This window comes from Rhodobacter maritimus (assembly GCF_058747975.1).
Genome location: NZ_CM179095.1, coordinates 952,470 through 979,041 on the forward strand (window position 1 = coordinate 952,470; position 26,572 = coordinate 979,041).

Genomic DNA, 26,572 nt, shown 5'->3' on the forward strand with positions numbered 1-26,572 from the left:
ATCATGCCTGCGGCGGAACCGCGAGCACGTCGATCTCGACGCTACCCATTAGTTCTTGCGCCACGCTGCCGAGGAACAGGCGCCTGATCCCGGATAGCCCGCGCGTCCCGATCACAAGAAGATCGGGCTTCGCCTGTTCGACAAGACCGGCGATGGCATCCGCACCTACCCCCTCGATGATGCGGGCATTGTAGTCCAGATCACCAAGGTCGAGGCTCTGAATGAACCGGCCAAGCTCGCGGCGTGTGGACTGGAAGTCCCGCTCGGCCTCCTCATGAACCCGCTCGGCCGGGATGCCGGCATGGGTCATCATCTGGCGCGAAATTGGCGCGTAGCCATGGACGAAGGAGACATCGGCATCGTTCAGCAGGCCAAGGTCATGGGCCTTGCGGGCTGCATGGCCCGAGGCTTCGGACATATCCGTTGCGATGAACACCTTCCGCCACCGCGCGGCAGTCTTCGAATTTGCCATCAGAACCGGTCGCCCCGCCGTGCGGGTGACACGCTCGACCGTCGTGCCGACAAACACGTCGCGCAGAAACTGGCGCCGATGCGCGCCCATGACGATCAGATCGGCCTCGCGAACGCGCGCCTCTTCCCCGATGACATGGAAGGCGTGGCCGGTCATGACCGCGACCTCGCCGCTCTGCGGCTTGCCGAAACCCGCGACCTGATCGGTCAGGTAATCCTCGGCGCTCCGGATCTCATCGCGCATCCGGTCTTCGAACAGGTCGTCCTCGACCACATGCAGAACGCAGAGCGCCGCGTCGAAACCCTGGGCAAGCTGCACGGCGCGCTGGACAGCGGGCGTGGAGCGGGTCGACAGGTCAGAGGCGGCGAGGATCGATTTCAGCATGGCATGCGGGCTTATGGTCAAACATCGGATATCCCGGCAGTATGGCAGTGAAGCACAAATGATAAAACCCGAAAGCGCCCGGGGCCCATGCATGGATTCCCCCCATTCGTGATCGCGCTGGCGATGATCCGCTCGGGTCTCTCTGTGCTGTCTGCAGCGATTGTGACCGAACGCATGCGCCGCAGGGTGCCAATCGCCCGCGATTACGAATGGGAGAATCCATGACATTCCAGCTGATCCTTGCCTTCCTGCCTGACGATCACCTTGATGAGCTGCTCAAGGCGGCGCGCCGCCGGGATTGCCGGTCAGATCGACGTCGAGGAAGCGGTCGGATTGATGCGGCAGATCAAGGCACTGGAAGGCAGAAATCAGATGCGTGAGGATTGACCCAGAGGGCGAAACAAAGCATCTGGGGGCGGGCTTTCCGATCTTGTCGTTTACATGACAGCAATCGCAGTCACCGGGTCTGTCATGGACGTCATCTCGCTCGTCAGCATCGTTGCTGCGTTGTTCATCGTCATCTCCCTGAGCGAGCCCCTGGCCGACCGCACCCGGCTACCTTACACGGTGGTTCTGGCCATCATCGGCACGCTGATCGGCCTTGGTGCGGTCCTGCTGGTCGAGCATGGCCGTGAAACCCTCGGCCTGCCGCTTGCCGTCGAAATGTTCGAGATCAACATCCGCGCCAGTGTCTTCCTCTATGTCCTGCTGCCGACGCTGCTGTTTCAGGTTTCGCTGGGGCTGAACCTACGCCGGATGGCCGATGACTGGTGTCGCGTAGCCCTTAATTGTGAGATGAGAAATCCAACGAAATCAACGGCTATGCTTTGCCCTTAAATATGAGATTTTGCCTTTAATTCCGATATTTTTGCCCTTAAACCTGAGACAGGGTTCACAGATATGTGCGGCAAATGTCGATGGATAGTGATGACGAAGACTCCGTTGCCGTTGGTGCTGAAGAGGCGCGCAGGGCCGTCGTGCTGCGTCCGCTTGTTCAGGCATATCTGAAAGGTACTGGCAGTCTGGAACGTGGCATCAATGACGCCGTTTGGGAGCTTGGCGTCAGCAGGGCGACGGTCTGGCGTTGGATAAAGCGGCTGGTCGAAGAAGGTGGACGCACCAGTGCCCTTGCTCCGCGGAAACGGGGTCGTCCAGCCGGTACGGCCTTGATATCCAGCAAGGTCGAAGCGGTGATCGAAGAGCACCTTCGCCGCTATTTCTTGCGCCGGGAGCGTCCGAGCCTCTCGCGCGTCGTGACAGAAATCCGCAGCGCGTGCTGGCAACAGGGCTTGCAGCCGCCGACACGGCGGACCGTTCAGCGTCGCCTGGATGCGATGGATGCCCGCGAAGTTGCGAAGGCACGAGAGGGCGCAAAGGCGGCCCGCCAGAAGTTTGCGCCGGTCACGGGTGAAAACAAGGCAAATCATCCTCTGGAAATCGTGCAAATCGACCATACGCCGGCGGACATCATTCTTGTCGACAGCTTTGAACGCCAACCAATTGGGCGGCCTTGGGTCACGCTGGCGATCGACATCGCAACGCGGATGGTAACCGGATACTACACTTCTCTCGAGGCGCCTTCGCGACTGTCAGTGGCGCTTTGCCTGACACAGGCGGTTGCCCCCAAGGCGGAACTTCTGACGGAATTGGCGTGCAATATTCCTTGGCCCGCACAGGGCAAACCGCAAAGCATCCACGTCGACAATGGCCGCGATTTCCGGTCGCGGGCCTTTCGGTCGGCATGCGCGGAATGGGGGATCGATCTGGTCTATCGACCGCCGGGAAGTCCTCACTTCGGTGGTCACATCGAACGGTTGATCGGGACGATGATGGGGGCCGTTCACCTGTTGCCGGGAACAACGCAAGCCTCGATCGCGGCGAAGGGCGACTATGACGCCGAAGGCATGGCCACAATGACCTTGAGCGAATTCGATCGCTGGTTTGCTTTGGAAATCTGCCGCTACAACAATAGCATTCATTCAAGTCTTGGCTGCACGCCCGTTGCCAAATGGGAGGCGCTCTCAGAGCAAATGACGGGCGACATCCCCTTCGAGATGGAAGCCTTTCAGGTGAGCTTCCTGCCCAGCGAACCGCGCAAGATCAGGCGTGACGGCATCCATCTGTTCCAGATACGGTACTGGTCCGATGCCCTTGCAGGCCACATTGGGCGCGGGGATGGAAAGGTAATCGTTCGCTACGATCCTCGCGATATCTCGATGATCTGGGTCGAACTCGACGATCGCCGATATGTTGAGGCGCGGTACAGAAACCTGGAAATTCCGCCCGTGTCACTCTGGGAATATCGCGAAGCCATGAGGAAGGCTCGGGCCCTTGGCAAGTCCGGGTCCAATGAGCTGGTTCTGGCTGAGCTGATCCGACAGCAACGCCAGATCGAAGCTGAAAGCCGTGGCCTGACGAAGGCCGAACGCCGATCCCGTGAAAGAAAAGGGACATTGGAGGGCGCCAACTCGGCCGTCTCGTCAACCGAAGGGCTGCGCCCAATCGATACGGGTGATACATCGCGCCCATTGTTCAAGGTGGAGAGATGGTGAATTGAGGGCAGGAACAACTGAACAAGACGGCCGGATCGCCCTCATTCAATCGGATATCTGGATCGGCTTTCCACGGGCCGAACAGGTGTTGGACCGCTTGCAGGGCATGATCGAAGCGCCACGACAAACCCGTATGCCTGGGCTTCTTGTGCACGGCGCCTCTGGGATCGGAAAGACGATGATTGCCCGAAACCTGTCGCGCAAGTACGCACCAGAATACGATCCGGCGTCGGGCATCACCCGCACACCGCTTCTGCTGTTGCAAGCGCCGCCCGCACCTGACGAACGGCGGTTTTACCTGCACATCCTGGCCGCGGTCGGCGCCCCTGCGACGGCACTGAGCGCGCGCGCTCAAAATGTGGCTTCCCTAGAGGTCCGTGTCATCGCGCTCTTGCGCGACCTTGGCCTGCGGATGATCATGATCGACGAGGTTCACAATCTCTTGGCCGGGACCCACCGCGAACAGCGCCGCTTTCTCAATGTTCTGCGGTATCTCAGCAATGAACTCGAAGTGTCGCTGGTCTGCCTCGGGGTCAGCGAAGCCGTCGATGCCATCCGTGGTGATATCCAGCTTGCCAGGCGGTTGGATGAACATCACCTGCCGAACTGGCGCGACGATGCCGAGTTCTCGGACATGATCCAGACACTCATCGCGGCAATGCCCCTCGAGAAGAAATCCAATCTGAAGGTCAAGTCGCTCAAGCAGATACTGGCGCTGAGCGGCGGGGTGACTTCGCGCATCTTCGCCCTGATCAAAGATCTTTCCATCGACGCCATTGTCACCGGTGAAGAATGCATAACTGATGACGCGATCGGAAAATGGACACCGGTTTGGTCGCGCCATGCGAAGGCCCATCGGCGGCTCGAGAAATCCGGCGTGTGAAGCCGCTGCCCAAGATTGTCGCACCGTTGCCAGACGAGTTGTTGTCAGGTTGGTTGTCTCGCTTGGCTGCGGCCAACTACTGTGATGACGCCGAACTGCTGGCTCATATCGAAGTCAATATCACGCATGGCACCGCCTTGGACTTCAGCATCGATGCGGCAACGGCGGAGAAGATTGCCAACGCCGCACGGGTCGCCCCAGATGTTGTACAGGCTTTGGTCTTTCCGGCCATGACGCCACGCGAAGCCTCGCTGACGGCCCAGATGCCATTCCAGCATTGTCTGCAATGCTCCCGAGAGGGCCTTTCGCTCAGGCATTGGAGGCGGGCCTGGGCATTCGACTGTCAAGTTTGTGGGACGAGACTTGTGCAGACCCTCGGCAAAACCGGTGACGAACAAGTATCCGAGAAACTGATATACCGCGCGCGCCGCGGGGCAGGGATGCTTGAATGCGCCGCGCGATCGCAAGGCCCCAGGCAACTTCGGCGCGCAATGCGCGCGGTCACCTTTGCCATGTCACTTAAGGGCTGCCACGGGGGGCCGTTGTTTGCTCTTCAGAGCCACAAACCGGAAGTGAGGCTGTTCTGCCTTGCCGCAATCGCCGCCGCGCGATCTCATCCCTTGGCTAAGGCAGCCATCGTCAGCTCCGCCATAGACGACTTTGCCAAGGTTGCTCTCTTGCGCGCCTTTGAGAAGGAGCATCGATTGCTAGCCGCGGTCGATCACATCGCGCAAAGGCACGCGAGAAGCAAAGGCCCCATGACAGCCGAATCTCGCATTTAAGGGCAAAACACGATGCCGAAAGCGTCTCGTCTCAGAATTAAGGGCTCTGCCTCAACAGGAAATAGCCCTTGATGCAGTTGAGGCCCCGGTTCACCGGCGCTTCCGGGTCGCCCTGGGTGGCGACGACGCGGCCGTCCTTGACGCCGACCAGAACCGAGCAGCCCGTGCCGCAGAACCGGCACACGGCCTTGTCCCAGCGGATATCCGCACCCGGCGCGGCCGCCTGCGCGCCAACGGGAAGCGAGATTCCGGCAGCCGAGGCGGTCGCGGCCGCGGCGGTTGCCTTGAGGAAAGAGCGGCGAGAAGTTTCAAGGGTCATGGGTCAGTCTCCCGGTCAGGAAAGGGTCTGGGGCGCGTTTTCGTCTTCAAGCGCCTCGAAATGGTGGTAGGTCAGCGTCACGGCGAGCACGCCGGGGATCTGGTGCAGGGCCATGATCTGATCGGAGGCCAGGCAGGAGGGGGTATCCTCGACGGTCACGACGATGCGGGCATCCTTGTGGGCGTGCACCTCTCCGCCCTGTGTGGCGTTGATCGCATTGATGACGGCCTCGGTATGATCCGGGTGGGTCCGGACAAGGCAGCCGCAGATGTTCAGCATGGGCGGGTCTCCATCGGCTCGGAAACGGGAAGGGGGGTGGCGCGGACGGTGCCGATCGCGCCGCCGGGGCAGGCGCCGATGCAGGCGCCGCAGCCGGTGCAATCGTCCGTCTCGATGATCGGCATGGCCCGCCCGCCGGTCAGCAGCCGGAAGCGGATCGCCTGTTCCGGGCAGAAGGGCGCCGGCGGTGCAGGCCTCGGTGCAGGCGCCGCAGAAGGTGCAGGCACCTTCGCGTAGATCCACGACGGGAAGCCCGTCGGCATCTTTAAGAATGATGGATGCGGGGCAGGCGCGGGCGCAATCGCCGCAACCGGGGCAGGCCTCACCGAAGGCAAGGCTTGCCAATGCCCCCGGCGGGCGCGGAACCTGAGGATCGTTCGGCCGACCGCGCAGCAACGCACGCCGGTCCGGCATCGCGTCAGCACGCGCAGCTTGCGGATTTTCGGAAACACCACCCCGTATCGCTGCGCCGCGTGCGGCAGGATTTGACGAGGTGATACACATGGCTGGCCAGACATTCGTTAGGCGTGCCGATTGCCATGTTCGCTATCAACATCTTGTGAGCCCCTCCTTGACCAAAGTCATTTGGGTGGGGTTCTATTTTCTGGCACCGATGTGACGGGATGGCATTCCGGCGTCCGGGCGCATCATTTCGGATCGCCTCTTGCGTCCGGCTCTGGCATTATGGCGTCCTGATGCAAAAGAATTGACAACGGCAGAGAAAGAATGTCGCAGCCACAGCCGATCGTCCCGCTTGGGGCGGCCTATTTCCCCCTGTCCACCCGCGAGGGCACCCGGAAATACGCCTTCGTCCTTGTGCCGGGGTTCACGCTGCTTGCCTTCAGTTCGGCAGTCGAGCCGCTGCGCATCGCCAACCAGCTGTCCCAGCAGCCGCTTTATCAATGGCGGCTCTTGTCGGAAACCGGCGCGGCGGTCAGCAGCTCTTCGGGGATTTCGGTTTGCGTCGATGGCCCTTTGGAGGCATTGCCGCGCGACACGGGGCTGTTCGTCTGTTCGGGCAACCCGGCCCGCGCGGCGGCGGCCCCCGCCGTCGTCGCGGCGGTCAGCCGCCATGCGCGGTTCGGCGGCGCGGTCGGCGGGATTTGCACCGGTGCGGTCGCCCTGGCCAAGGCCGGGTTGCTGAACGCGCGCAGCTTTACCCTGCACTGGGAAAACCAGCCCGCCTTCTGCGAGGATTTCCCCACGCTGATGCCGACCTCGGGCATGTATGAGATTTCCGGCCGGACCATGACCTGCGGCGGCGGCGCGGCCTCGACCGACATGATGCTGTCGGTGATCGCGCGCGATCACGGGGCGGAATTCGCGGCCATGGTGTCGGACATGTGCCTGCGCAAGGTGATGGTGGGGGTCGAACCGGAACAGCGCAGCTCGCTTTCGGTGGTGATCCGCTCGCGCAATCCGGGCCTGCTGGCGATCGTCAACCTGATGAACACCCATCTCGAAGACCCGCTGACGCTTGAGGAGCTGGCGCAGGTGGCGGGCTATTCGCGCCGCCATATCGAGCGGCTTTTCACCTCGGTTCTGGGCGAAACCCCCGGCGATTTCTACCGCGGCCTTCGGCTGGATCGCGGCCGCAACCTGATGAGCACGACCAACATGAGCCTGCTCGAGGTCGCAACCGCCTGCGGGTTCAGCTCGGTCGCGCATTTCTCCAAAAGCTTCAAGGCGCGCTTCGGGATCGCGCCCACGAAATACAATCACAGCATCGGCACGCTGCGCAGGCGCGACGGCTGAGGCCGGGCAGGCGGCTTGCCTGTCGTGCGGATTTCTGTCCTACTCCGGCGCGGAGGAGGGGCCATGATGCTGAAATCCGGTCAGAGTTTCGAACAGGTGCGCGCGGCATTTCGATGGGAGGTGCCGGAGTTCTACAATATCGGCGTGGATGTCTGCGACAAATGGGCAAAGGCCGATCCCGGCCGCCTTGCCATCATCGACGTGGACCCGGCCGGGCAGGCGCACGATTACAGCTTTGGCGATCTCAAGGAGATGTCGGACCGCCTGGCCAATGCGCTTGTGCGGCGCGGCGTGCGCGGGATCGGTGCCGCGCCGGGGGACCGGGTGGGCGTGCTTCTGCCCCAGCGGGTCGAGACGGCGGTGACGCATATCGCAGTTTCCAAGCTGGGCGGGATCTCGATTCCGCTGTTCACCCTGTTCGGCCCCGAGGCGCTGCTGCACAGGCTGCGCGATTCCGGCGCGAAAGTGGTGGTGACCGATGCCGCGGGCGTGGAAAAGCTGGCCCCGCTTTTGCCGCAGCTTCCCGATCTGCAAACCCTGCTTTGCGTCGACGGGGCCGTGGCGGGCGCCGAAAGCTATGCGCAGGCCTGCGCGGCCGAACCCGCGCAATTTGCGCCCCTGCGCACGCGGGCCGACGATCCGGCGATCCTGATCTACACCTCGGGCACGACCGGCAACCCCAAGGGCGCGCTGCATGCCCATCGCGTGCTGCCGGGCCATCTGCCGGGGGTCGAGATCAGCCACGATTTCCTGCCGCAGCCGGGTGACAGGCTCTGGACGCCGGCCGACTGGGCCTGGATCGGCGGCCTGCTGGATGTGCTGATGCCGGGCCTGCATCACGGGATCGCCGTGGTCGCCTGCAGGTTCCAGAAGTTCACCGCCCGCGCCGCGGCAGAGCTGATCGTGCGGCACGGGATCCGCAACGTCTTTCTGCCGCCCACCGCGCTGAAGATGATGCGCGCCGATGAGGGGATTGCCGATCTTGGCGTCGATCTGCGCTCGATCGCGAGCGGGGGCGAGACACTGGGCGCCGAGCTGATCGACTGGGGCCGCAAGACCTTTGGCGTGACGATCAACGAATTCTACGGCCAGACCGAATGCAACATGGTGGTGTCGTCCTGTGCCGCGCTGGAACCTGCGGTGCCCGGCGCCATGGGCCGCGCGGTGCCCGGCCATGTCGTCGAGGTGGTCGACGCCGAAACCGGCGCGGTCCTGGCCGATGGCGAGGAAGGGGCGATCGCCGTGCGCGCCCCCGATCCGGTGATGTTCCTTGGCTACTGGAACAACCCCGAGGCGACCGAGGCGAAATTCGTGGGCGGCAGGGCGGATGGCTGGCTGCTGACGGGCGATTGCGGCATGCGCGGGCCCGACGGCCGGCTGCGCTTTGTCGGGCGCGACGACGATGTGATCAGTTCGGCCGGCTATCGCATCGGCCCGGCCGAGATCGAGGATTGCCTGATCGGCCATCCCGCGGTCCGGCTGGCCGGGGTCGTCGGCATGCCCGATCCGGTGCGCGGCGCGGTGGTGGCGGCCTATGTCGTGCTCAATGACGGCCACGCGCCTTCGGAGGCTCTGGCCGGGGAAATCGCGGCCCATGTGAAGACGCGGCTTGCGGCCTATGAATATCCGCGCGTCGTGCGCTTCATCGACGAAATGCCGATGACCACCACGGGCAAGATCGTGCGGCGAAGCTTGCGCGAACTGGCCGAGGCAGAGGCGCGCGGCCGGGGCGGGAACTGAACGGAGGCAGGCATGCAGACAGGAACCGAGATCGAATTCGAGACGCGGGGGCCGGTGGCGCTCATCACCCTCAACCGGCCGGGGCGGCGCAATGCCGTCGATGCGGCCACCACCCGCGCCTTGCGCGCGGCGCTGGAGCGCCTCGAGGCCGATGACGGGCTGGCCGTCGGCATCCTGCGCGGCCATGGCCCGGTTTTCAGCGCGGGCATGGACCTGCGCGCCTTCGTCGATGGCGAGGCCGACGAGATCCTGTTCGGCCCCGGCCGCTTCGGCGGCTTCGTCAGCCATGCGCGCAAGAAGCCACTGATCGCGGCGGTCCATGGTGCGGCTCTTGCGGGCGGGTTCGAGCTGATGCTGGCCTGCGATCTGGTCGTCGCGGCCGAGGGCTGCCGCTTCGGCCTGCCCGAAGCGGGGCTCGGGCTGGTGGCGGGGGCGGGCGGTGCCTTCCGGGTGGCCGCGCGCCTGCCCCGCGCGATCGCCAACGAAATCGTGCTGGGCGGTGCGCTGTTCGATACCGAACGCGCGCTGCAATTCGGCCTGGTCAACAGGGTCGTGCCCGAAGAAGACCTGCTTGAGGCGGCACTGGTCCTGGCCGAACGGCTTGCCGCGAATGCGCCCCTGTCGCTTCAGGCGGGGCGCGCGCTGGTCGAGGCAGGGTCTGCGGGCGGGCGCGAAGATGATCTGTGGCGGCTTAACGACGAATGGCTGCGCCGCTGCATCGCCTCCGAGGATGCGCGCGAGGGGGCGATCGCCTTTGCCGAAAAGCGCCCGCCCGTCTGGCGCGGGAAATAGGCGCGATCGGGCCCGCCCGGCTGTGCGTCAGCCCTCGCCGGACGTTTCGTCCGTGGCCTTCTTGAGCAGCCGGTAGGTGTTGCGTTCCGAAATGCCCAAGGTGCGCGCCAGCATCTGGCGGTTTCCGCCGAACCGGTCGAGCAGAAGTTGCAGGTAGCTGTCGCGGATCTGGTCCAGCGTCGGCGGTTCGGCAAAGCGCAGCACGACGCCGGTTCCGGTGACGGGCGTGGCGGCGGTGCTGCGCCCGGCAAGGCCCACGTCTTCGGGCAGGATCTCGGCGCGGCCGGCCGACATGATCAGGCCGCGCTCCACGGCGTTGCGCAGCTCGCGCATGTTGCCGGGCCAGTCGTAGCTTTGCATCGCCGCGATGGTTTCGCGCGCCAGATGCTTTTCCACGCCGCGCTGAAAGCCGCGTTTCTCCAGAAGGAAAGCCACAAGCTCGGGGATGTCGGCGGCGCGTTCGCGCAACGAGGGCACATGCAGCGTCAGGCCCGACAGGCGGTAGAACAGCTCGGCGCGAAAGCTGCCTTCGCGGACCGCCTCTTCCAGGTTGACCGAACAGGAGGCGATGATGCGCACCGGGCAGCGGATCGTGACGGCCGAACCCGCGGGCCGGTAGCTGCCCTGTTCGATCACACGCAGCACCTGCCCCTGAAGCGCGGAGGGCAGCTTTTCCACCTCGTCGAGGTAGAGCGTGCCGTTCTCGACCGCCGCGATCAGCCCCTCGTGCCGGGGGCCGCCGGCCGAGGGCAGGGTGCCGAACAGATCGGCCGCATCCAGCCCGGCATCGCAATCCACGCTGAGAAAGCGGGCATTGGCGCGCGGGCTCTGAGCGTGGACCGCCTCGGCCACCGCCGCTTTGCCCGAGCCGTTCTCGCCCGAGATCAGCACCGGCGCGTCCGAGGCCGCGATCAACCCCACGATCCGGCGCAGCTCGTTCATCGCGGGGCTGTCGCCGATCAGGACCGAAGGCTCGGTGCTTTGCGCCTTGGCCTGCCAGAAGGCCAGGTCGCGGCGCAGGGCGGCGGTCTCGAAGAACCGCGCAAGCGCGAGTTCGAGCCCCTCGGAGGTGATCGGCTTGACCAGGTATTCCACCGCGCCCGCCTTGACCGCCCTGACCGCCTGATCGATCGAGCCATAGGCCGTCAGGATCATCACCGGGCTGTATTCGCGCAGCTCGGGCAGGAAGGACAGCCCGTCGGTATCGGGCAGCCGCATGTCGAGGATCGTCAGGGTGGGGACGAAATAGCTTAACGCGTCCAGCGCCTCGGCGCGGCTGCGCACGCCCCGCACGTCATGGCCCAGCCCGCCAAGCTGCGTGCACAGCAGGCGGTTGAGCGTCGGATCGTCCTCGATGACGAGGATCGGGCGGCTTTGGGGGTGTTCAACTGGCGTCATGGGGCAAATGTTTCGGGTTGCCGGGGGTGTCTTGCACGGGGTCGGGGGCGTCGGGGTCGGGGAAGGATACGGTAAAGGTAGAGCCGGCCCCGAGGCGGCTGTCCACGACAATGCGCGCCTTTTGCCGTTCGAGGATGGCGCGCACGATCGACAGGCCAAGGCCGCGCCCCGAAGAGCTGTCGGCCCGGCGCGACCAGAACGGCATGAAGATGCGCTCCAGATCGGCCGGGGCGATGCCGACGCCGGTATCCGCGATGGCCAGGTGCACCTCGTGTCCGGCGCGCCAGCCGCGCACGAGAACCTGTCCGCCGCCGGGCATCGCGTGGAAGGCGTTGAGCAGAAGGTTGGTCAGCAGCATCCGCAAGTCGCTGTCCGAGGCGATGACGCGCAGACCGGGTTCCAGCGCGACCCGCACCGCGATCGCGCCTTGCCCGGCCTGATAGTTGAGCAGCGACAGCACCCCGTGCACGACGCGCTCGAACTCGACCAGGGTGCGCCCCTCGCCGGGCGGGGCGGACAGCAGCAGCAGGTTGTCGGTGATCTCGATGCATTTGGCGATCTCGGCGCGGATCGCGTCGAAATGCTCGGCCTCGGGGCCGGCCTCCACCGGCATCGCCCGGCGCTCGATCTCGGACAGAAGAAAGCCGACCGAGGAAAGCGGGTTGTAGATCTCATGTGCAACGCCGGCGGCCAGAAGGCCGATCTCGCTCAGCCGTTCTTCCTGCGAAATCCGCGCCTGCACGTCGAGATCGCGGATCGCCTCAAGCACGCAGGGCAGTTCCGCCCCGTCTTCGCGCAGGGTGATCCGGGCCGAAGACACCTCGACCACATGGGCCTTGCCGTCCGGGGCCGCGGTAAAGTGGCGGTCGCGGAAGGTGACTGCCCGGCCGCCCTTTTCGATCAGCTCGACGACCGGGCAGGTCACCAGCGTATGCGGGCAGGGCGTGTCGCGGCCGTGGCTGACCGCATGGCAGGGGGCGCCCAGAACCTGCTCGGGGCTTTGGCCGACCTGTTCGCAAAAGGCGCGGTTGGCATGGCGGATGCGGAAATCGGGTCCGATCACGCGCAGCCCGTCGGGAACCGCGTCGATCAGCGCCTGAAGATCCGCCTCGGAGCGCGAGATCGTGTCGAGGTGGTGCGATATCTCTTGCGACATCTGGTTGAAGGCGCGGCCAAGCCCGGCCATCTCGTCGCGGCCCCTGACGGCGATCCGGGTGCGCATCTCGCCGCGTCCCAGGGCGTCATTGGCCCGGGTCAGTTGCGCAAGCGGCCGCAGCACCATGCGCCGCAACGCCACCCACATCGCGCTTGAGGCAAGGGTGATGGCCAGCAGTCCCAGAACCGCCAGCCCGAACGCCCCGCCAAGCGCTTCGCCGCGGATCCTGTCGGCGCGGTAATCGACCACCAGAAGCCCGTTGACGGGATGGGTTTCCTTTTCGTCATGGCAGGCGCGGCATTCGTCGCGGTTGAGAACCGGATTGACCGAGCGCAGCACCGTCTCGGTTCCTCCATGCCCGGTTTCGGCCAGATAGCGGGTTCGGGGGGTTCGCTCTGTCAGCGCGCGGGCCGTGTCCGCATTGTCCAGCACGGTGCCCACACGGTCCGGATCGGTCGAGAAGCGCACCTCGAACTCGGGGTTGAGGATCATCACCCTTGCGATATCGTCCTGCCCGCCCACCCCCTCGAGGATCGCTATCAGGCCGGGGATGTCGCGCTTGAGCATCGCGTTTTCCAGCGTGCCCTGCATCAGTTCGTTGATCTGGCTGGCGGCGCGGGCATGGACCGAGATCAGCTGATGGCGGTAGATCGCGCTGACCAGAACCAGAAACAGCGCCGAGACCAGCACCAAGGGAATGCCCAGCGCCAGGACAAGCTTGCGCTGGATACGGGTCTCTGCCCAGTTGGCAAGCCGTGTAACGATCATTCCAGCACCAGAACCGGCTGGCGATGACGGGCAGAGCGGTGGCAGGCAGGGCATAGGCCCTTTGCCGCAAATCGGGCGGAAGGGTGGTGCATCTGCGCGCGGCAACTGCGGCAGGTATACGGAAAAAGGGTCACTCTCGAAACTGTCCCGGCAGGCCGCTGCACATCCACGGCGTCTTCGTCGCAAATCTCCTCACATAGCCCACAACCGGTGCAGGCCGGGGCGTCGATATCGTAGCGCATTGTGCTATTGCTGTCTTTGACAAGGATCAGGGCGCCCTCGGGGCAGATCCGTGCGCAGGCATCGCAGCCCGTACAGTGTGCGGGCGCGATCCGGGGAGCGGCGGCGAAAAGCGCCGCCTGCCCGGGGGCGGGGGGCAGGTCTTGCAGGCGGCGCAACGCTCCGGCAGGGCCGAGGCCTGCGGCGGTGTCCGCGGTGCTGTGGCGGGGAAGGCCCAGGGCCGCGCGGCGGGCGGTGTCGTCGGCGTGGTCCTGCGGAAGGGCAAGCCTGCGGATCAGCGCCGGCGGGGCGACGCGGGCATGCAGAGGGGGGCGCCCGCGCGTGGCCAGCAGTGCGTCCAGAAGATCAATCCGTTCGGCAAGCCCGTCCCGACCGGCGGGCGTGGCCTCGGGGCAGGTGCCGCAATCGCCGGTGGCAAGCGCCAGCACCCGCACCCCGTCCAGCCAGAGCCGCGCCAGATCGCCCAGCCCGAGCGCCTGCGCGCAAGGGGCAGCGTGCGCGGGCGCGTGGGCTGCACGGGCGCAGGCGATCAGCGCGACCTGCCCGGCCCTGGCCCGGATGGGGGAGGGGAGGGCCGGGGCCAACGACAGCGCGCCCGGCGGGCAGGCGGCAGTGCATTGGCCGCAGCCGGTGCAGCGCGCGGGATCAAGCGCGAGCCCCGCCCCGGCGGTGTCCAGCGCGTCATGCGGACAGGCCAGGACACAGGCCATACAATCCGACATCGGCATATGCGCCGTCACGCACCGGCCTGCGGCAAGTTCGACCGGCCCGCGCGTCTGCGCCGTGCCGCTCACCAGCTTTCACTCAGCCCCGGCACATAGGGGCGTTCGGCGGGGACAATACCGCAGGTCTTTTCCGCCACGGCCCGCGTCACCGGGCGCGGGTTCGGCGCTTCGCCGGTGATCTGCTCCAGTTGCGCGCGCAGCGCCTCCAGAAGCTCGGCGGTCAGCATACCGGTTGCGGCGTAAAGCTGCGTCTCCGCGCGCTGCGCCACGCGGCGGCCCATCTGCGGCACCCAGGGCAGCACGCAGCGGTCTAGAAACCGCGCAGCGTCGCGGATGGCGACCGCGCTGCCCTCGGCCAGAAGGAAGGCCACGAACTGCAATTCGTGCACGATGTGATCGTCGGCGCGCTTGCGCCAGTCGGGCACGGCGATGCCGTAATGGGTATACCAGTCGCGCACCTCGAACATCGGCTCCTGCCGCTCCAGCCCCTCATCGGTCAGCCAGACCGAGGCCTCGGGCGCGATGCGAAAGCCGTTGGTCAGGTAGATCTCGGCATAATCGACGGCCAGACGGTCGAGCACATGCGGATCGGCCGCCTCGGGCAGCGCATCAAGCGCCGATTGCAGCAGCCCGGCCGCCTGCTTTCCGATGCGCGAGCCCAGAAGGGCCGCGAAAAGCATGCCGGCCTGGATGCCCTTCAGCCCGGTGATCAGCGCGGCATCGGCCTCGCGGTCATGCAGGCGGATCAGGATCGCAAGGGCCTCTTGCGCGGCATCCAGGGCCGCGCGGGCCGCAGCATCGGGTTCGGGCAGGGCGGGCGCGCGTTCATTCATCGACGCGGCCCTTCGAATGCGGCACGAAACGGATCGAGGGGTTCGTCAGTTCGGGGCTGGCCATCGACCTGACCTGGCGGACGATCTCGTCATTGGGCCCGCGCGCCTTGGTCTCGAGGCTGCCCGCATCCATCTGGTCGATCGGCCCGATATCCAGCACCCGCATCATGCAGGCCGAGACGCAGTAGGGATCGCGCCCGGCCTCCAGTTCGTCGATGCACATGTTGCACTTCTGCACGATGTTCAGCTCGACATTGAATTGCGGCGCGCCGAAGGGGCAGGCGGCTTCGCATTTGCGGCAGCCGATACACAGCGTGCTGTCGATGTCGACCACGCCGTTATCGGCGCGCTTGAAGATCGCGCCGGTCGGGCAGGCCGGCAGGCAGGCCGGTTCCGCGCAATGGTTGCACGACATGTTGATCTTGAAGGCAAAGACCTCGGGATAGGTGCCGCCCTCGATATACTGCACGCGGCGGAAGCGCGGCCCCGCGGTAAGGCCGTTCTTGTCCTTGCAGGCGATCTCGCAGGCGCGGCAGCCGATGCAATCCACGTTGTTGTGGATGAAGCCAAGCTGAAGGTCGGGCACCACGGGGGTATAGCCCTCGCGCTTGCGCCGGGCGGCATTGGCCTTGATCTGTTCCTTGTTGATATTGCCCATGGCCTGCCCTCCTTACTCGTCGCGCCGGAAAATGAAGGACCGGGCCGTCGCCAGCTGGTCCCAGCCGGGCCGGTGGGCCAGCTCGGTCTTGCGGATATCGCACAGCACCGTGTTGTAGGCGAAGGCGCCCGAGGGGCTGGGATCGTCCTTGGTCAGGAAATCGGGGTTGCCCGAACGGTCCACGCCGTCGCTGTCCAGATCCATCCAGGCCCCTTCGTGCAGGACCGCGACGCCGGGCATGCAGCGCTCGGTCACATAGACCGGCACCACCACGCGGCCGCGGTCGTTGAACAGTTCGACCGTGTCGCCGGTTTCGACGCCAAGCCTGCGCGCGTCGGCGGCGTTCAGCGTCACCTCCTGGGTGAAGGTTTCGCGCAGCCAGGGGATGTTGTTGAATATCGAATGCGTGCGCCAGCGGGGATGCGGGCTGATCAGGTGGAAGGGGAACTGTTCGGTCAGCGCGCTGTTGAGGCTTTCCCACGGCTCGATCCATTTCGGGATCGCGGGGATCTCGTAGCCGTATTGCGTGCGCGTCCAGTCGTCGATCTGCGCAAGCTGGCCCGAGAGGATCTCGATCTTGCCCGAGGCGGTCTGGAACGGCAGCCCCTGTTCGATCTGCGCGCGGAAGGCCACATGGGGCTGCGGCAGGATGAACTTGTAGACGCCGCGGCGCTTGAACTCTTCCCAGCTTATCTCGACATGCTGGTGGTCCTGCACACGGTGCCACCAGTCGACCAGATAGGCCTCGTCCACCGCGTCGGGATTTTCGAAATACGAGGCATCGGCCTTGGGATTGTATCCCGGCCCGAACCCCAGCCGCCAGGCAAGCGCGGTATAGATCTGGAAGTCGGTCTTGCTTTCGCCCAGGGGCTCGATCACCTTCGGGCGGTGGATGTAGTAATGCCCCTTGTACCAGGGCAGGGCCACGTCGTGGCGCTCGAAATGGGTGGCGACGGGCAGCAGGTAATCGGCCCAGATGCCGGTGGGCGTGATGGTGCTGTCGGAACAGACGAACAGGCTTTCGCTCTCGCCCTCGGCATCGAGCTTGCGGATCGCCTCGATCTCCTTGTTGATGTTGGTGAGCTGGTTGAACCAGTCCGAGCCCTGCCAGAAGATGCCGCGGATATTCGGCACCACCCCGTCCCACTGGTCCGAGCGGGGCCAGAGGCCGATCTCCTCGCGCCTCACATCGGGATAGTTGAGCACCGCATGCGCCCAACGGTCCGACTTGATCGAGGCGAACCAGACATTGGCGAACTGGTCGTAGGGATAGGCCACCGCCTCGGCATGCCAGCCCTTGCCCACGCCCTCGGCGCAGCCGCCCAGGATGCCGATATTGCCGGTCATCGCCTGAAGGGCGGCGGCCATGCGGTTGTATTGCTCGCCATAGGCGTTGCGGCCGGGCGCCCAGCTTGCCTTCAGCGCGGCGGGCTTGGTGGTGGCATACATCTCGGCCAGCTTGCGGATGTCATCGGCGGGAGCGCCGCAGATCGCGGCGGCCCAGTCGGGGGTCTTGGGCACCCCGTCATTGGTCCCCTCGATATATTCGCGGAAGCTTTCATGCCCGCGCTGATAGGCCCAGTCGGGCGTGGTGCCGGGGTCCATGCCCTGCACGAAGCGGTCGATGAAGCCCTGGTCGTGCCAACCGTTGGCCCAGATGTGATGGGCCATGCCCGCCATCATGGCGGCATCGGTGTTGGGTTTGATCGGGATCCACCAGGCATCGTAGGCGGCGGCCGAGTCGGTATATTGCGGATCGACCAGCACGAACTTGCAGCCGCGCTGCTTGGCCATGCGCAGGTAATAGAAAGTATTGCCGCCGTGGAAGGTGTAGGCCGGGTTCCAGCCCCACATGATCATCAGTTTGGAATGGGCATAGGCATCGTCTTCGTTGCCGTCCTCGATCGTGCCGAAGGTCATGCGGCTGGAGAATGTCGTGGCCTGATACGAGGGCACCGACCAGCTTGAGGTGCGGCAGCCGAACATGCCCAGAAAGCGGCCCAGAAGCCCCTCGATCTGGTCGGACTTGTGCAAGACGCCATAGGAGGCGCCGGCATAGCTTTGATCGAGCAGGGCCTGGGGGCCGTATTTGTCGCGCAGATAGACCATCCGCTCGGCGATCTCGGTCAGGGCCTGATCCCAGCCGATGCGCTTGAACTTGCCCTCGCCGCGCCGGCCGACGCGCTTCATCGGATACAGCAGCCGCTCGGGGCTGTAGAGACGCGAGCGGTAGCTGCGTCCGCGCAGGCAGGCCCGTAGCTGCGGCTTTTCCTCGGTATCGGTGCCATAGGCATCGCCCTGATAGCTGCCGTTATCGGTGGACAGGCGCACGATCACGTCGCCCTTCTTGTGCGCGACCAGCATGTGCCGCGAGCCGCAGTTATGCGCGCAAGAGGTGACGACCGTCTCGAGATCGTCGTCGCGGGGATAGGGCTCGTAGGCGAAGGCCCCGGCCCGGCGCGCGGTGGCGGGCAGCACCAGCGTCGTGGCCGCCACGGCGGCCGAGCTGCGCAGGAACTCGCGCCGCGTGGGGGTAAAGAGCCGCGCCCAGGCCGAGGGGTTGAAGCTGTTCATGGCGCTCTCCTGTTACTGGCCGGCTGCGGTAGGCAGGCGATAGGCTTCGTCGGATTGGGTGGGGCGGCCGGCGACCCATTCGGGCGGCTCGGGGTCCATGCCGGGCCAGGCGTGGCGCGGATAGGGATAGGCCGTGCGATACCATTGCCGCCCGCCGTGGCAGCCGTGGCAGGTGTCCGAGGAGACCTCTTTCGCAAGCGCCTCGATATTGGCGGCCCTGAGATAGGTGACGTTGTGGCGGTTGGTGCGGAACAGCTCGGCATGGCAGCTCAGGCAGCCGTTCGTCATGTCGGGGTCTTCGGGATCCTCCAGGTCCAGCCGCGCCTCGTGCCAGGGACCCGGCAGGCCCATGATCCCGACCGGATCGGGCATCGCGCCATGGCAGCGCAGGCAGGTGGTTTCGGGGTTCACCATCTTGCGGTTGGTAAATTCGGGCTGCGGCCCGGCCGAAAAGGCCGCGCGCAAGGGCATCATGTCGGGGCTTTCCTCGCGCGGGTCATTGCCGCGGTGGCAGAAGTTGCATTTCAGATCCATCACCTCTTGCGCGAAGTCGCTTTGCAGGTGGCGGAAGTGAAAGCTTTCCTGATCGCCCATGTAGGTATCGAGCGTCTGATACCAGGCCAGGCTGTCGGCGGCCTTCACGCCCGCGGGGCTTTCGTCGCGGGGCTTCGCGGTCATGATCTCCTGGTGGCAGACAAGGCATTCCGCGTTCGAGGCGCTGTCGATCGCGGGCGGGAAATGCAGCGGGTGATGGCGCGCGCGCTCATAGTCGAGGCCGGGCAGTTCCCCGGTCAGCGCGGCGACCTTCGCGGCAATCGCGGCCAGCTCTTCGGCGGTCGGGTCGGGCGGGTTCGCATAGGCGATCTGGGCGATCGGGTCTTCCTCGGGTTCGGTGGGGGCTTCGGCGTTGTCCGCAACCTGCGTTGCCCCGCCGAAGGGCAGGGCGTCGGGGGCTACCGGCGTGTCGGATTGCGCGCCGAGCCAGGCGATCAGGTTGTGCCGGTCGGCGGATTTGGGCAGGCCCGCAAAGGCCATGCTGGTGCCGGGCACGATATCCTTGGGTTTGCTCAGGTAGATGTCCAGACGCTCGGCGCTCCAGCTTTCGCCGGATTGGGCGGCCATCGCCTCGGAATAGGCAAAGCCCGCATGCGCGGCCACGGGGCGGTTCAGGATCCCCCAGAGATTGGGGCCGGTGCGGTTCGCGCCGTCCTTTCCGGCAGTGTGGCATGCCGCGCATTTCTTGAAGACCTTCTCGCCTGCGGCAAGGTCGATCCCGGCCGCAGAGGGTGCCGGGGGTTCGGCCGCGGCGACCGTTCCCGGGGCGGGTTCCCCTGTTTCTTCTGCGCCCTGGTCTTGCGCGTCTTGCCCGGCCGGTTGCGCCAGTTCCGCCTTTGGTCCATCGCCGGTCGAGACCCGGTAGATCAGGTTCGCGGCCGCGTTGAGCGAAAGAAGGACCGTTCCGGCGAAGCCGATACCGGCAAGAAGTCCGAGAAGGTGTTCTAGCTTTTTCATGGCGAGATTCCAGACAGGGGGGTGCCAGAGGCGGCAAGCCGCCTCTGGCTGTTTTTGACGGGCGATCCGGGGCTTACTGCGCCCAGCTGGTGCAGACCCAGCCATCGCCCATACCGGACATCCCCGACATGCCGCCCATGCCGGATATACCGCCCATGCCGGACATCCCCGACATACCGCCCATGCCGGACATGCCACCCATGCCAGACATTCCCGACATGCCGCCCATTCCGGACATACCGCCCATACCGGACATGCCGCCCATCCCCGACATGCCGCCCATGCCGGACATACCGCCCATGCCGGACATCCCCGACATGCCGCCCATGCCGGACATGCCACCCATACCGGACATTCCCGACATGCCGCTCATGCCTTGCATGGCGGGGGCGTAGGTCCATTGCACGCAGGTGCCGCTGCCCGACATCCCCGACATGCCGCCCATACCCGACATGCCGGACATGCCGGACATTCCCGACATACCGCCCATGCCCGACATGCCATCCATGCCCGACATCCCGGACATGCTGTCGGCATGGCCGGCCGTGGCCAGAGCAGCGGCGCTCACGGCGACGGCAACGGCTCCCTTGATCGCTTTCATCATGTCTCTCGACTCCTTGTTGATGTTGCGTGGCCGGGGCTCCGGCCCACGCCTGTTTCCCGGGTCTCTCCGGATCTCTGCTGCGAGGGGGTGCGCCGAGGCACGGCCCCGCCTATTGCGGGCTGTGCCAGCCGCGAATGTCGTAAGGCCCGGTCATGCCGGGATGGATGAACGGGGTGAACCAGGCCCCCTGATCGTCCAGCCAGGACAGGCTGGGCGGATAGGGCTGCGCGACGCCGTGCAGCGCCTGCGCGCGCCATTCCGGCGCGGGCGTGAAAACCGTGATCTGCGGCGCCTCTGCGGGGCGGGCCGAGGGGGCCGTCCCGGCAATGAAGCTCGTCTTTTCCGCCGCGGCGCTCGTTACGCAAAGTGCCATCGCAATTACTGCGGCGGTCCCTTTCAAAGCGAATTCACGGATCACGTTCGGCCCCCTCTTTGATCGGCTCCGATGTGGAGGCGGAGCAAGCAAACAATAGCATCCGATGTGCGACGATGTTAAAAAATTATTTAATAACAGTATGTTGCTGGGTATTTTGGCAGGATTTCAACCTGCCAAATTGGCACGCCGCGATGCGGCAAGCGGAAAAATCCTTTCCGTCGACATGTCGCCGGCTGCCAAATTGGCAGTCGGTGAGTCAGGAAACCGGCATGCGACAAACCGCCGCATATCCTTTGCGGATGCGGGAAATCGCGTCCTGCGCGGACCAGAGGGCCGCGCGGGAGGGGGGAATCGCTGCCCCGAAGCTTCAGTGGAAGTCGCGCGATTTCGGGATGATCCGAACATTGCGGGGATGGCGATGCGCGGGGGGCTGTGCCGAACGGGCAAGGTGGTCGGCGCGGGCGGTCTGGACGGGCAACGGATCATCGGCCAGCCGCCACAGCGCATCGCTGCGATCGCAAAGCGCGCGCACCACCACATGGATCACATCGCCGTCACGCTGGACATAGCCCCGCACATCCATCAGCCGTGCGGTCATGATCGTCTTGCGAAACCGTGCCATCACCTTGGGCCAGACCACCAGATTGGCGATGCCGGTTTCGTCCTCGAGTGTGATGAAGCACACGCCCTTGGCGCTGCCGGGACGCTGGCGGATCAGCACAATCCCGGCCAGCCGCACATGCGCGTGGTTGCGCAGGCTGACCAGATCACGGGCCGGGCGGTAGCCCTGCCGTGTCATGCTGGCACGCAGGAAGGATATCGGATGTGCCTTCAGCGACAGGCGGAGCGTCTGGTAATCGGCCACCACCTGCTCGCAGACCGGCATGGCGGGCAGGAGGGCCGGCGGTTCGTCGCCCTCGTCCTGCGTTTTGCGGAACAGCGGCAGGTCGGACGTGTCCCTGAGCGCATGCGCCTGCCACAGCGCGGCGCGCCGATCGAGCGATAGCGAACGGCAGGCATCTGCCGCGGCAAGCCGGTGAAGAGAACCCGCATCCACCCCGGCCCGTGTCCGGATATCCTGAAGGTCGCGGTAGGGCCGATCCCGCGCGGCGATGATGGCATGGGCACGCGCGGCCTGCATCCCGTCGACCTGACGCAGCCCCAACCGCAGCGCCCATCCGGTGCCTGCCGGTTCAAGCGTATTGTCCCATTCGCTGAAGTTCACATCGGGCGCGCGCACCTCGACCCCATGTTCGCGCGCATCGCGCACGATCTGGGCGGGCGCATAGAACCCCATCGGCTGGGAATTCAGAAGCGCCGCGGCGAAGGCCGCCGGATAATGGCATTTTAGCCAGCTTGAGACATAGACCAGAAGCGCAAAGCTGGCGGCGTGGCTTTCGGGAAACCCGTATTCCCCGAAACCCTTGATCTGGTTGAAGCAGCGTGCCGCGAATTCGGGGTCGTAGCCGCGCTCGACCATGCGCCCGACCATCTTCTCCTCCAGCTTGTGGATCGTGCCGCGCGAGCGGAAGGTGGCCATCGCCTTGCGCAACTCGTTGGCTTCGGCGGGACTGAAGCGGGCGGCCTCGATCGCGATCTTCATGGCCTGTTCCTGAAAGATCGGAACGCCCTTGGTGCGGCCAAGGATGTTGCGCAACTCGTCCGGATCATGCGGGGGCGCAGGGGCGGGATAATCCTCGGGTTCCTGCCCGTTGCGGCGGCGCAGATAGGGGTGGACCATGTCGCCCTGGATCGGGCCGGGCCGGACGATGGCGACCTCGATCACCAGATCGTAGAACACGCGCGGCTTCAGGCGCGGCAGCATGTTCATCTGTGCGCGGCTTTCCACCTGAAAGACCCCCACGCTATCGCCCCGGCAAAGCATGTCGTAGACCGCCTCATCCCCCTGCGGGATCGAGGCCAGATCGTGCTTGATCCCGTGATGCACGCGCAAGAGTGCAAGGCATTTTCGGATGCAGGTCAGCATACCAAGCGCCAGCACATCGACCTTGAGGATGCGCAGCTCGTCTATGTCGTCCTTGTCCCATTCGATGAAGCTGCGCTCGGGCATGGCGCCGTTGCCGATCGGCACGCTTTCGCTCAGATGCCCTTCGGTCAGAATGAAGCCGCCGACATGCTGGGACAGGTGCCGCGGCATGCCGATCATCTGTTCGGCCAACACGATCGCGCGTTTCAGCACCGGATCGGACAGGTCCAGCCCGGCCTCGTTCACATTGGCCTGCCCCATCTCGCGGCCATGGCTTCCCCAGACGGTCCTGGCCAGGGCCGAGGTCACGTCCTCGGACAGGCCCATGGCCTTTCCGACCTCGCGGATGGCCGAGCGGGGGCGGTAATGGATCACGGTGGCACACAGGCCCGCGCGATGGCGGCCGTATTTGCGATAGATGTGCTGGATCACCTCTTCGCGCCGTTCGTGCTCGAAATCCACGTCGATATCGGGCGGTTCATCGCGTTCTTCGCTGATGAACCGTTCGAACAAAAGCTCGTGTTGCGCGGGGTCGACCGAGGTGATCCCCAGCACATAGCACACCGCCGAATTGGCGGCCGAGCCGCGCCCCTGACACAGGATGCCCGCGCCGCGTGCGAACTGGACGATTTCGTGGATGGTCAGGAAATATTGCGGGATCTTCTTCTGCGCGATCATCGCAAGCTCTTTGACAAGCGTGGCGCGCACCTTTTCGGGCAGGCCTTCGGGATAGCGCGTGGCCGCGCCGGCCCATGTCAACTTTTCCAGCTGGCTTTGCGGGGTTTCGCCCGGCGGGATGGTCTCGTTCGGGTAGTGATAGGCCAGTTCGCGCAGGTCAAAGCGACACATGTCGGCCACCGCGCGGGTGGCGGTGATCGCATGGGGCCAGTCCGCGAACAGGCGGCACATCTCTTCGGGCGATTTCAGGTGCCGTTCGGCATTGGCATGCAGCAGGAACCCGGCCTTGGCGATGGTTGTCTTTTGGCGGATGCAGGTCATCACATCCTGCAAGGGGCGACGTTCGGGGGCATGGTAATGCACGTCGTTCGTGGCGAGGATGCCGATCCCGTGGGTGCGCGCCAGCCGGTCCAGCCGGTTGATCCGCGCCCGGTCGTCCCCCCGATAGAGATAACTTGCCGCGATATGGCGCAGCGTGGGCAGGCGGCGCAGCAGGCCGGGCAGGCGGTGGGGCAGATCATCGCCGGGCAGCACGATCAGCTCCACCCCCTCGGCATGGGCGGCCAGATCCTCCAGCGAGATGTCGCAGCGCCCCTTGGCTTGCCATGTGCCCTGCGCGTCATGCATCTTACCCTTGGTCAGCAGTGCGCAAAGCCGGCCATAGGCCGCCCGGTCGCGCGGATAGGCCAGGAACTCCTCGCCGCTTTGCAATTGCAGGCGGCAGCCGATCACCGGGCGCAACCCGGCCTTCAGGGCTTCGCAATGTAGCCGCACGACGCCCGCCATCGTGTTCAGGTCGGCAATGCCGAGCGTGTCATACCCGTGGGCGTGGGCCTCGGATGCCAGATCCACGGCATCCGAGGCCCCCCGCAGAAAGGAAAAGCAACTGCTGACGCCCAGCTCTACGAAAGGCGCGCGCGGATTGGGGGGCAGCGTTTCGGTCAGGCTGCGGCGGGGGCGGTGGTTGTACATCTCGGGCATCAGAAGAACATCCCGTGCAGGAACCAGCGCGGAGGGCCGCCGCGCCCGTCGGCAGGCAACCCCTCTCGGTAAAGCCACAGCCGCCGACCGTCATGATCCTCGACCATGAAGTAATCGCGCAGGCGGGTGCCGGGGCGGTCCTGCCACCATTCCGGTGCGATCCGTTCGGGGCCCTGATAGCGCGCCACCCGGTGGGTCTGTCTGCGCCAGACGAATTGCGCCGGCGGCCCTTCGGGAACCGCGTATAGCACGCGGATTTCCTCGGGATGATCCAGCAGCCGTGCGGGGCGGTTCGGTAGGGGCGGGCTATCCTGGGGGGGGGCCAGCAGCGGGGCCGTGACCTCTGCCCGTTCGGGGATGTGGCTTTGCCGGGCTGCAGGGCGCGAAAGTGCGCGTGCGCCGAAACGGGCGGTCAGCCGGTCGATCAGGCGCGGCAGTTCCAGCGCGGCATCCTTCCGTCCACCCAGCATGGGCTGCGTCCGGTCCAGTAGCTCTGCCCCCGGCGCCTCGAGCGTGATCAGGTCGAAGCCAAAGCCGGGGTCGATCCGTTCCAGCCGGTCGCGGAAAAGGCTGTGCAAATGTGCGGGGTCACGGCTTGGTGCGGCGGTCGAGACCTCGATCCGGCGCCGTTCTCCGTCTGTGCGGTAGACGCAAAGTGACAGGCGCCTTGCGCCCTGTCCGGCGGCTTCAAGCCGGGCGCAGAGGTCGTGGCACAGGGCGGGCAGGTGGTGCGCGGGGTCCATGATCGGCTCGGCCAGCCGGGCAATGGCGCGAAACGAGGGGGGCGCATCGGGCGGGGCCAGCGGTTCGCCCATGCGTCCCGTCGCCTGATCGAGACGCAGCAGCGGATTTGCGTCCAGCTTCGCGCGCGAGAACCGTCGCGCCAGCGACAGGCGCGGCATCGCGGCCAGGTCGCCCACGCATTTCAGGCCCAACCGGTGCAGCAGCAACGCGGTGTCCCCGTGCAGGCGCAGCGCGGCGACGGGCAGGGGGGCCAGGTCGGCCGTGTCATGGCAGATGGCGCGCACCGGACCAAACCGCGCGAGCGCCCATGCTGCGCCCCAAGTGGGCGCGAGGGCAAGCTGCGCCGAAAATCCAAGGCGGGACAGGCGGGTTTCCATATCCACCAGCATCGCGGCCTCGCCCCCCCACAGATGGTCGGCGCCGGTCGTGTCCAGAACCAGCCCGTTCGTGCCGTCGACCGCGCTCCAGGGGCACCAGCGCCGCATCCACAGGTTCAGCCGCGCAAGCAGCCGGGAATCGCCCTCTGGGTCGGCGTGTTCGACCCGCAATCCGGGGCAAAGCGCCTGCATGTCCGTCACGCGCGCGCCTTCGCGCACGCCCGCCAGCCGGGCGGCCCTGTTCGTGGCATGGATGACGGGGCCGTGCGGGCCTTCGGTACGCAGCGCCACGGGCACCTCTTGGGGGGGCGGATCACCCGCCTGCGTGGCCTGCTTTTGCCAAAGCTCCATCGGCAAATGGGGCAGAAAGATCGACACGATCCGTCGCCGGGTCATAACACATTACCCATGTTCCGGGACGCCTGTCGCGGGCGCGGAACAGTTCCGCCCGCCAGCGTGGTGCGCCCGGTGCGGCCGGATCGTCGGGATGGGGCGCCGATGGCAGGGAGACCACGCGCCAGCGTTCGCGCGCCGCGCTGAGATCGGGGCTGGCGCCGCGCCGGATCAGCCAGCAGGGCAGGCCGGATGCCTCGGCGCGCAGCGCCAGGCGCTTGCTGGCGGTGAAGCTCAGTGCCGGGGGATCGCCCCAGATTTCGGCCACCACGGCCGAAAGCGCGGTGCAGTGCAGCCCGTCTTCGGCCGCGCTGAGTACATCGGCCGCGCGCGCCACATCCACCCGCAGGATGGGGCCCGGCAGACCGAGGCCGGGCAGATAGGGCCGCCCTGCCTCCTGCCGCGACACGCGGTCCTGCACCCATAAAAGCGGCGCGGGACCGCGTGGAAGTTGTGCCAGAACAAAGCCCGAGGCGGCCCCGTCGCCGGGCGTGAGCGCAAAGACCTCTGAAAGCATCGCGCGCCCGGGCATTACCGCGTAACGGCCAGCCCTGGCGGGCAGGGCGACGTTTCGAAGGCGGTATATCCGGGGCATGGGGCACAGAATCTC

The 26,572-nt window shown here is 65.8% G+C and carries 23 protein-coding genes and 2 pseudogenes; 8 read left to right on the forward strand and 17 right to left on the reverse strand.

Features of this window, described 5'->3' with window-relative positions; translation table 11 throughout:
• Position 1: 1 nt before the first annotated feature.
• Complete coding sequence (locus AC4PTO_RS04825; RefSeq protein ID WP_492732415.1) at positions 2-856, reverse strand: universal stress protein; 855 nt, start codon at positions 854-856, stop codon at positions 2-4.
• Positions 857-1,077: 221 nt separating this feature from the next.
• Between AC4PTO_RS04825 and AC4PTO_RS04830 the strand changes: the two genes are divergently transcribed.
• The 5 genes from AC4PTO_RS04830 (at position 1,078) to AC4PTO_RS04850 (ending at position 5,073) form a co-directional block, all read left to right on the forward strand.
• Positions 1,078-1,236, forward strand: a complete 159-nt coding sequence (locus tag AC4PTO_RS04830) for a hypothetical protein (protein ID WP_492732417.1) — start codon at positions 1,078-1,080, stop codon at positions 1,234-1,236.
• A gap of 91 nt (positions 1,237-1,327) precedes the next feature.
• Positions 1,328-1,693: a hypothetical protein gene (locus tag AC4PTO_RS04835; protein WP_492732418.1), complete on the forward strand. Its 366-nt coding sequence runs from the start codon at positions 1,328-1,330 to the stop codon at positions 1,691-1,693.
• Between the two features lie 80 nt (positions 1,694-1,773).
• Positions 1,774-3,408, forward strand: a complete 1,635-nt coding sequence (locus AC4PTO_RS04840; RefSeq protein WP_492732420.1) for a TnsB C-terminal domain-containing protein — start codon at positions 1,774-1,776, stop codon at positions 3,406-3,408.
• 1 nt (position 3,409) lies between these two features.
• Positions 3,410-4,291 (forward strand): TniB family NTP-binding protein, encoded by an 882-nt coding sequence (locus AC4PTO_RS04845; RefSeq protein ID WP_492732422.1) that lies wholly within the window; start codon positions 3,410-3,412, stop codon positions 4,289-4,291.
• On the forward strand, positions 4,288-5,073 hold the full coding sequence (locus AC4PTO_RS04850) for a TniQ family protein (protein ID WP_492732424.1): 786 nt from the start codon (positions 4,288-4,290) through the stop codon (positions 5,071-5,073). Before AC4PTO_RS04845 ends, AC4PTO_RS04850 begins: the two co-directional genes overlap by 4 nt.
• A gap of 55 nt (positions 5,074-5,128) precedes the next feature.
• Here AC4PTO_RS04850 and AC4PTO_RS04855 read toward each other — a convergent pair.
• The 4 genes and pseudogenes from AC4PTO_RS04855 to AC4PTO_RS04870 all read right to left on the reverse strand — a co-directional run.
• A pseudogene (locus tag AC4PTO_RS04855) lies at positions 5,129-5,392 on the reverse strand (twin-arginine translocation signal domain-containing protein); the annotation flags it as partial.
• Positions 5,393-5,407: 15 nt separating this feature from the next.
• Positions 5,408-5,671, reverse strand: coding sequence for a chaperone NapD (locus tag AC4PTO_RS04860; RefSeq protein WP_492733540.1), 264 nt, complete (start codon positions 5,669-5,671; stop codon positions 5,408-5,410).
• On the reverse strand, positions 5,665-5,796 hold the full coding sequence (locus AC4PTO_RS04865; RefSeq protein WP_492733542.1) for a 4Fe-4S binding protein: 132 nt from the start codon (positions 5,794-5,796) through the stop codon (positions 5,665-5,667). Before AC4PTO_RS04865 ends, AC4PTO_RS04860 begins: the two co-directional genes overlap by 7 nt.
• 112 nt (positions 5,797-5,908) lie before the next feature.
• Positions 5,909-6,175, reverse strand: a pseudogene (locus tag AC4PTO_RS04870) (hypothetical protein); the annotation flags it as partial.
• A gap of 222 nt (positions 6,176-6,397) precedes the next feature.
• On the opposite strand from AC4PTO_RS04870, the gene AC4PTO_RS04875 reads away from it, so the two are divergent.
• The 3 genes from AC4PTO_RS04875 (at position 6,398) to AC4PTO_RS04885 (ending at position 9,958) form a co-directional block, all read left to right on the forward strand.
• Positions 6,398-7,426 carry a GlxA family transcriptional regulator gene (locus AC4PTO_RS04875; RefSeq protein WP_492732426.1) on the forward strand — a complete coding sequence of 343 codons (1,029 nt, stop codon included), beginning with the start codon at positions 6,398-6,400 and terminating at the stop codon, positions 7,424-7,426.
• A gap of 66 nt (positions 7,427-7,492) precedes the next feature.
• A complete protein-coding gene (locus tag AC4PTO_RS04880; protein ID WP_492733544.1) occupies positions 7,493-9,166 on the forward strand; it encodes an AMP-binding protein in 1,674 nt (557 codons plus the stop codon).
• A gap of 12 nt (positions 9,167-9,178) precedes the next feature.
• Positions 9,179-9,958: an enoyl-CoA hydratase-related protein gene (locus AC4PTO_RS04885; RefSeq protein ID WP_492732428.1), complete on the forward strand. Its 780-nt coding sequence runs from the start codon at positions 9,179-9,181 to the stop codon at positions 9,956-9,958.
• A 27-nt stretch (positions 9,959-9,985) separates the two neighbouring features.
• Here the strand turns inward: AC4PTO_RS04885 and AC4PTO_RS04890 are convergent, their stop codons facing one another.
• From AC4PTO_RS04890 to AC4PTO_RS04945, 12 genes are all read right to left on the reverse strand, one after another.
• Entirely contained in the window at positions 9,986-11,356 is a 1,371-nt protein-coding gene (locus AC4PTO_RS04890; RefSeq protein ID WP_492732431.1) for a sigma-54-dependent transcriptional regulator, read from the reverse strand.
• Positions 11,343-13,280, reverse strand: a complete 1,938-nt coding sequence (locus AC4PTO_RS04895; protein ID WP_492732436.1) for a sensor histidine kinase — start codon at positions 13,278-13,280, stop codon at positions 11,343-11,345. Before AC4PTO_RS04895 ends, AC4PTO_RS04890 begins: the two co-directional genes overlap by 14 nt.
• Complete coding sequence (locus AC4PTO_RS04900; protein WP_492732438.1) at positions 13,277-14,242, reverse strand: 4Fe-4S binding protein; 966 nt, start codon at positions 14,240-14,242, stop codon at positions 13,277-13,279. Before AC4PTO_RS04900 ends, AC4PTO_RS04895 begins: the two co-directional genes overlap by 4 nt.
• Before the next feature lie 68 nt (positions 14,243-14,310).
• Positions 14,311-15,078, reverse strand: a complete 768-nt coding sequence (locus tag AC4PTO_RS04905; RefSeq protein ID WP_492732440.1) for a TorD/DmsD family molecular chaperone — start codon at positions 15,076-15,078, stop codon at positions 14,311-14,313.
• The gene (locus AC4PTO_RS04910) at positions 15,071-15,736 is read right to left on the reverse strand and encodes a 4Fe-4S dicluster domain-containing protein (protein ID WP_492732442.1); all 666 of its coding nucleotides are present in this window, start codon (positions 15,734-15,736) and stop codon (positions 15,071-15,073) included. Before AC4PTO_RS04910 ends, AC4PTO_RS04905 begins: the two co-directional genes overlap by 8 nt.
• A 12-nt stretch (positions 15,737-15,748) precedes the next feature.
• On the reverse strand, positions 15,749-18,310 hold the full coding sequence (locus tag AC4PTO_RS04915) for a molybdopterin-containing oxidoreductase family protein (protein ID WP_492732444.1): 2,562 nt from the start codon (positions 18,308-18,310) through the stop codon (positions 15,749-15,751).
• A 12-nt stretch (positions 18,311-18,322) separates the two neighbouring features.
• Positions 18,323-19,822, reverse strand: coding sequence for a c-type cytochrome (locus AC4PTO_RS04920; RefSeq protein WP_492732446.1), 1,500 nt, complete (start codon positions 19,820-19,822; stop codon positions 18,323-18,325).
• 73 nt (positions 19,823-19,895) lie between these two features.
• Complete coding sequence (locus AC4PTO_RS04925) at positions 19,896-20,426, reverse strand: hypothetical protein (RefSeq protein WP_492732448.1); 531 nt, start codon at positions 20,424-20,426, stop codon at positions 19,896-19,898.
• A 109-nt stretch (positions 20,427-20,535) separates the two neighbouring features.
• Complete coding sequence (locus AC4PTO_RS04930; protein ID WP_492732450.1) at positions 20,536-20,799, reverse strand: hypothetical protein; 264 nt, start codon at positions 20,797-20,799, stop codon at positions 20,536-20,538.
• Between the two features lie 370 nt (positions 20,800-21,169).
• Positions 21,170-24,448: an error-prone DNA polymerase gene (locus AC4PTO_RS04935; protein WP_492732452.1), complete on the reverse strand. Its 3,279-nt coding sequence runs from the start codon at positions 24,446-24,448 to the stop codon at positions 21,170-21,172.
• Positions 24,448-25,920, reverse strand: a complete 1,473-nt coding sequence (locus tag AC4PTO_RS04940; RefSeq protein ID WP_492733546.1) for a Y-family DNA polymerase — start codon at positions 25,918-25,920, stop codon at positions 24,448-24,450. The genes AC4PTO_RS04935 and AC4PTO_RS04940 overlap by 1 nt, the downstream gene beginning before the upstream one ends.
• Positions 25,883-26,557: an ImuA family protein gene (locus AC4PTO_RS04945; protein ID WP_492732454.1), complete on the reverse strand. Its 675-nt coding sequence runs from the start codon at positions 26,555-26,557 to the stop codon at positions 25,883-25,885. Before AC4PTO_RS04945 ends, AC4PTO_RS04940 begins: the two co-directional genes overlap by 38 nt.
• Between the last annotated feature and the right edge of the window lie 15 nt (positions 26,558-26,572).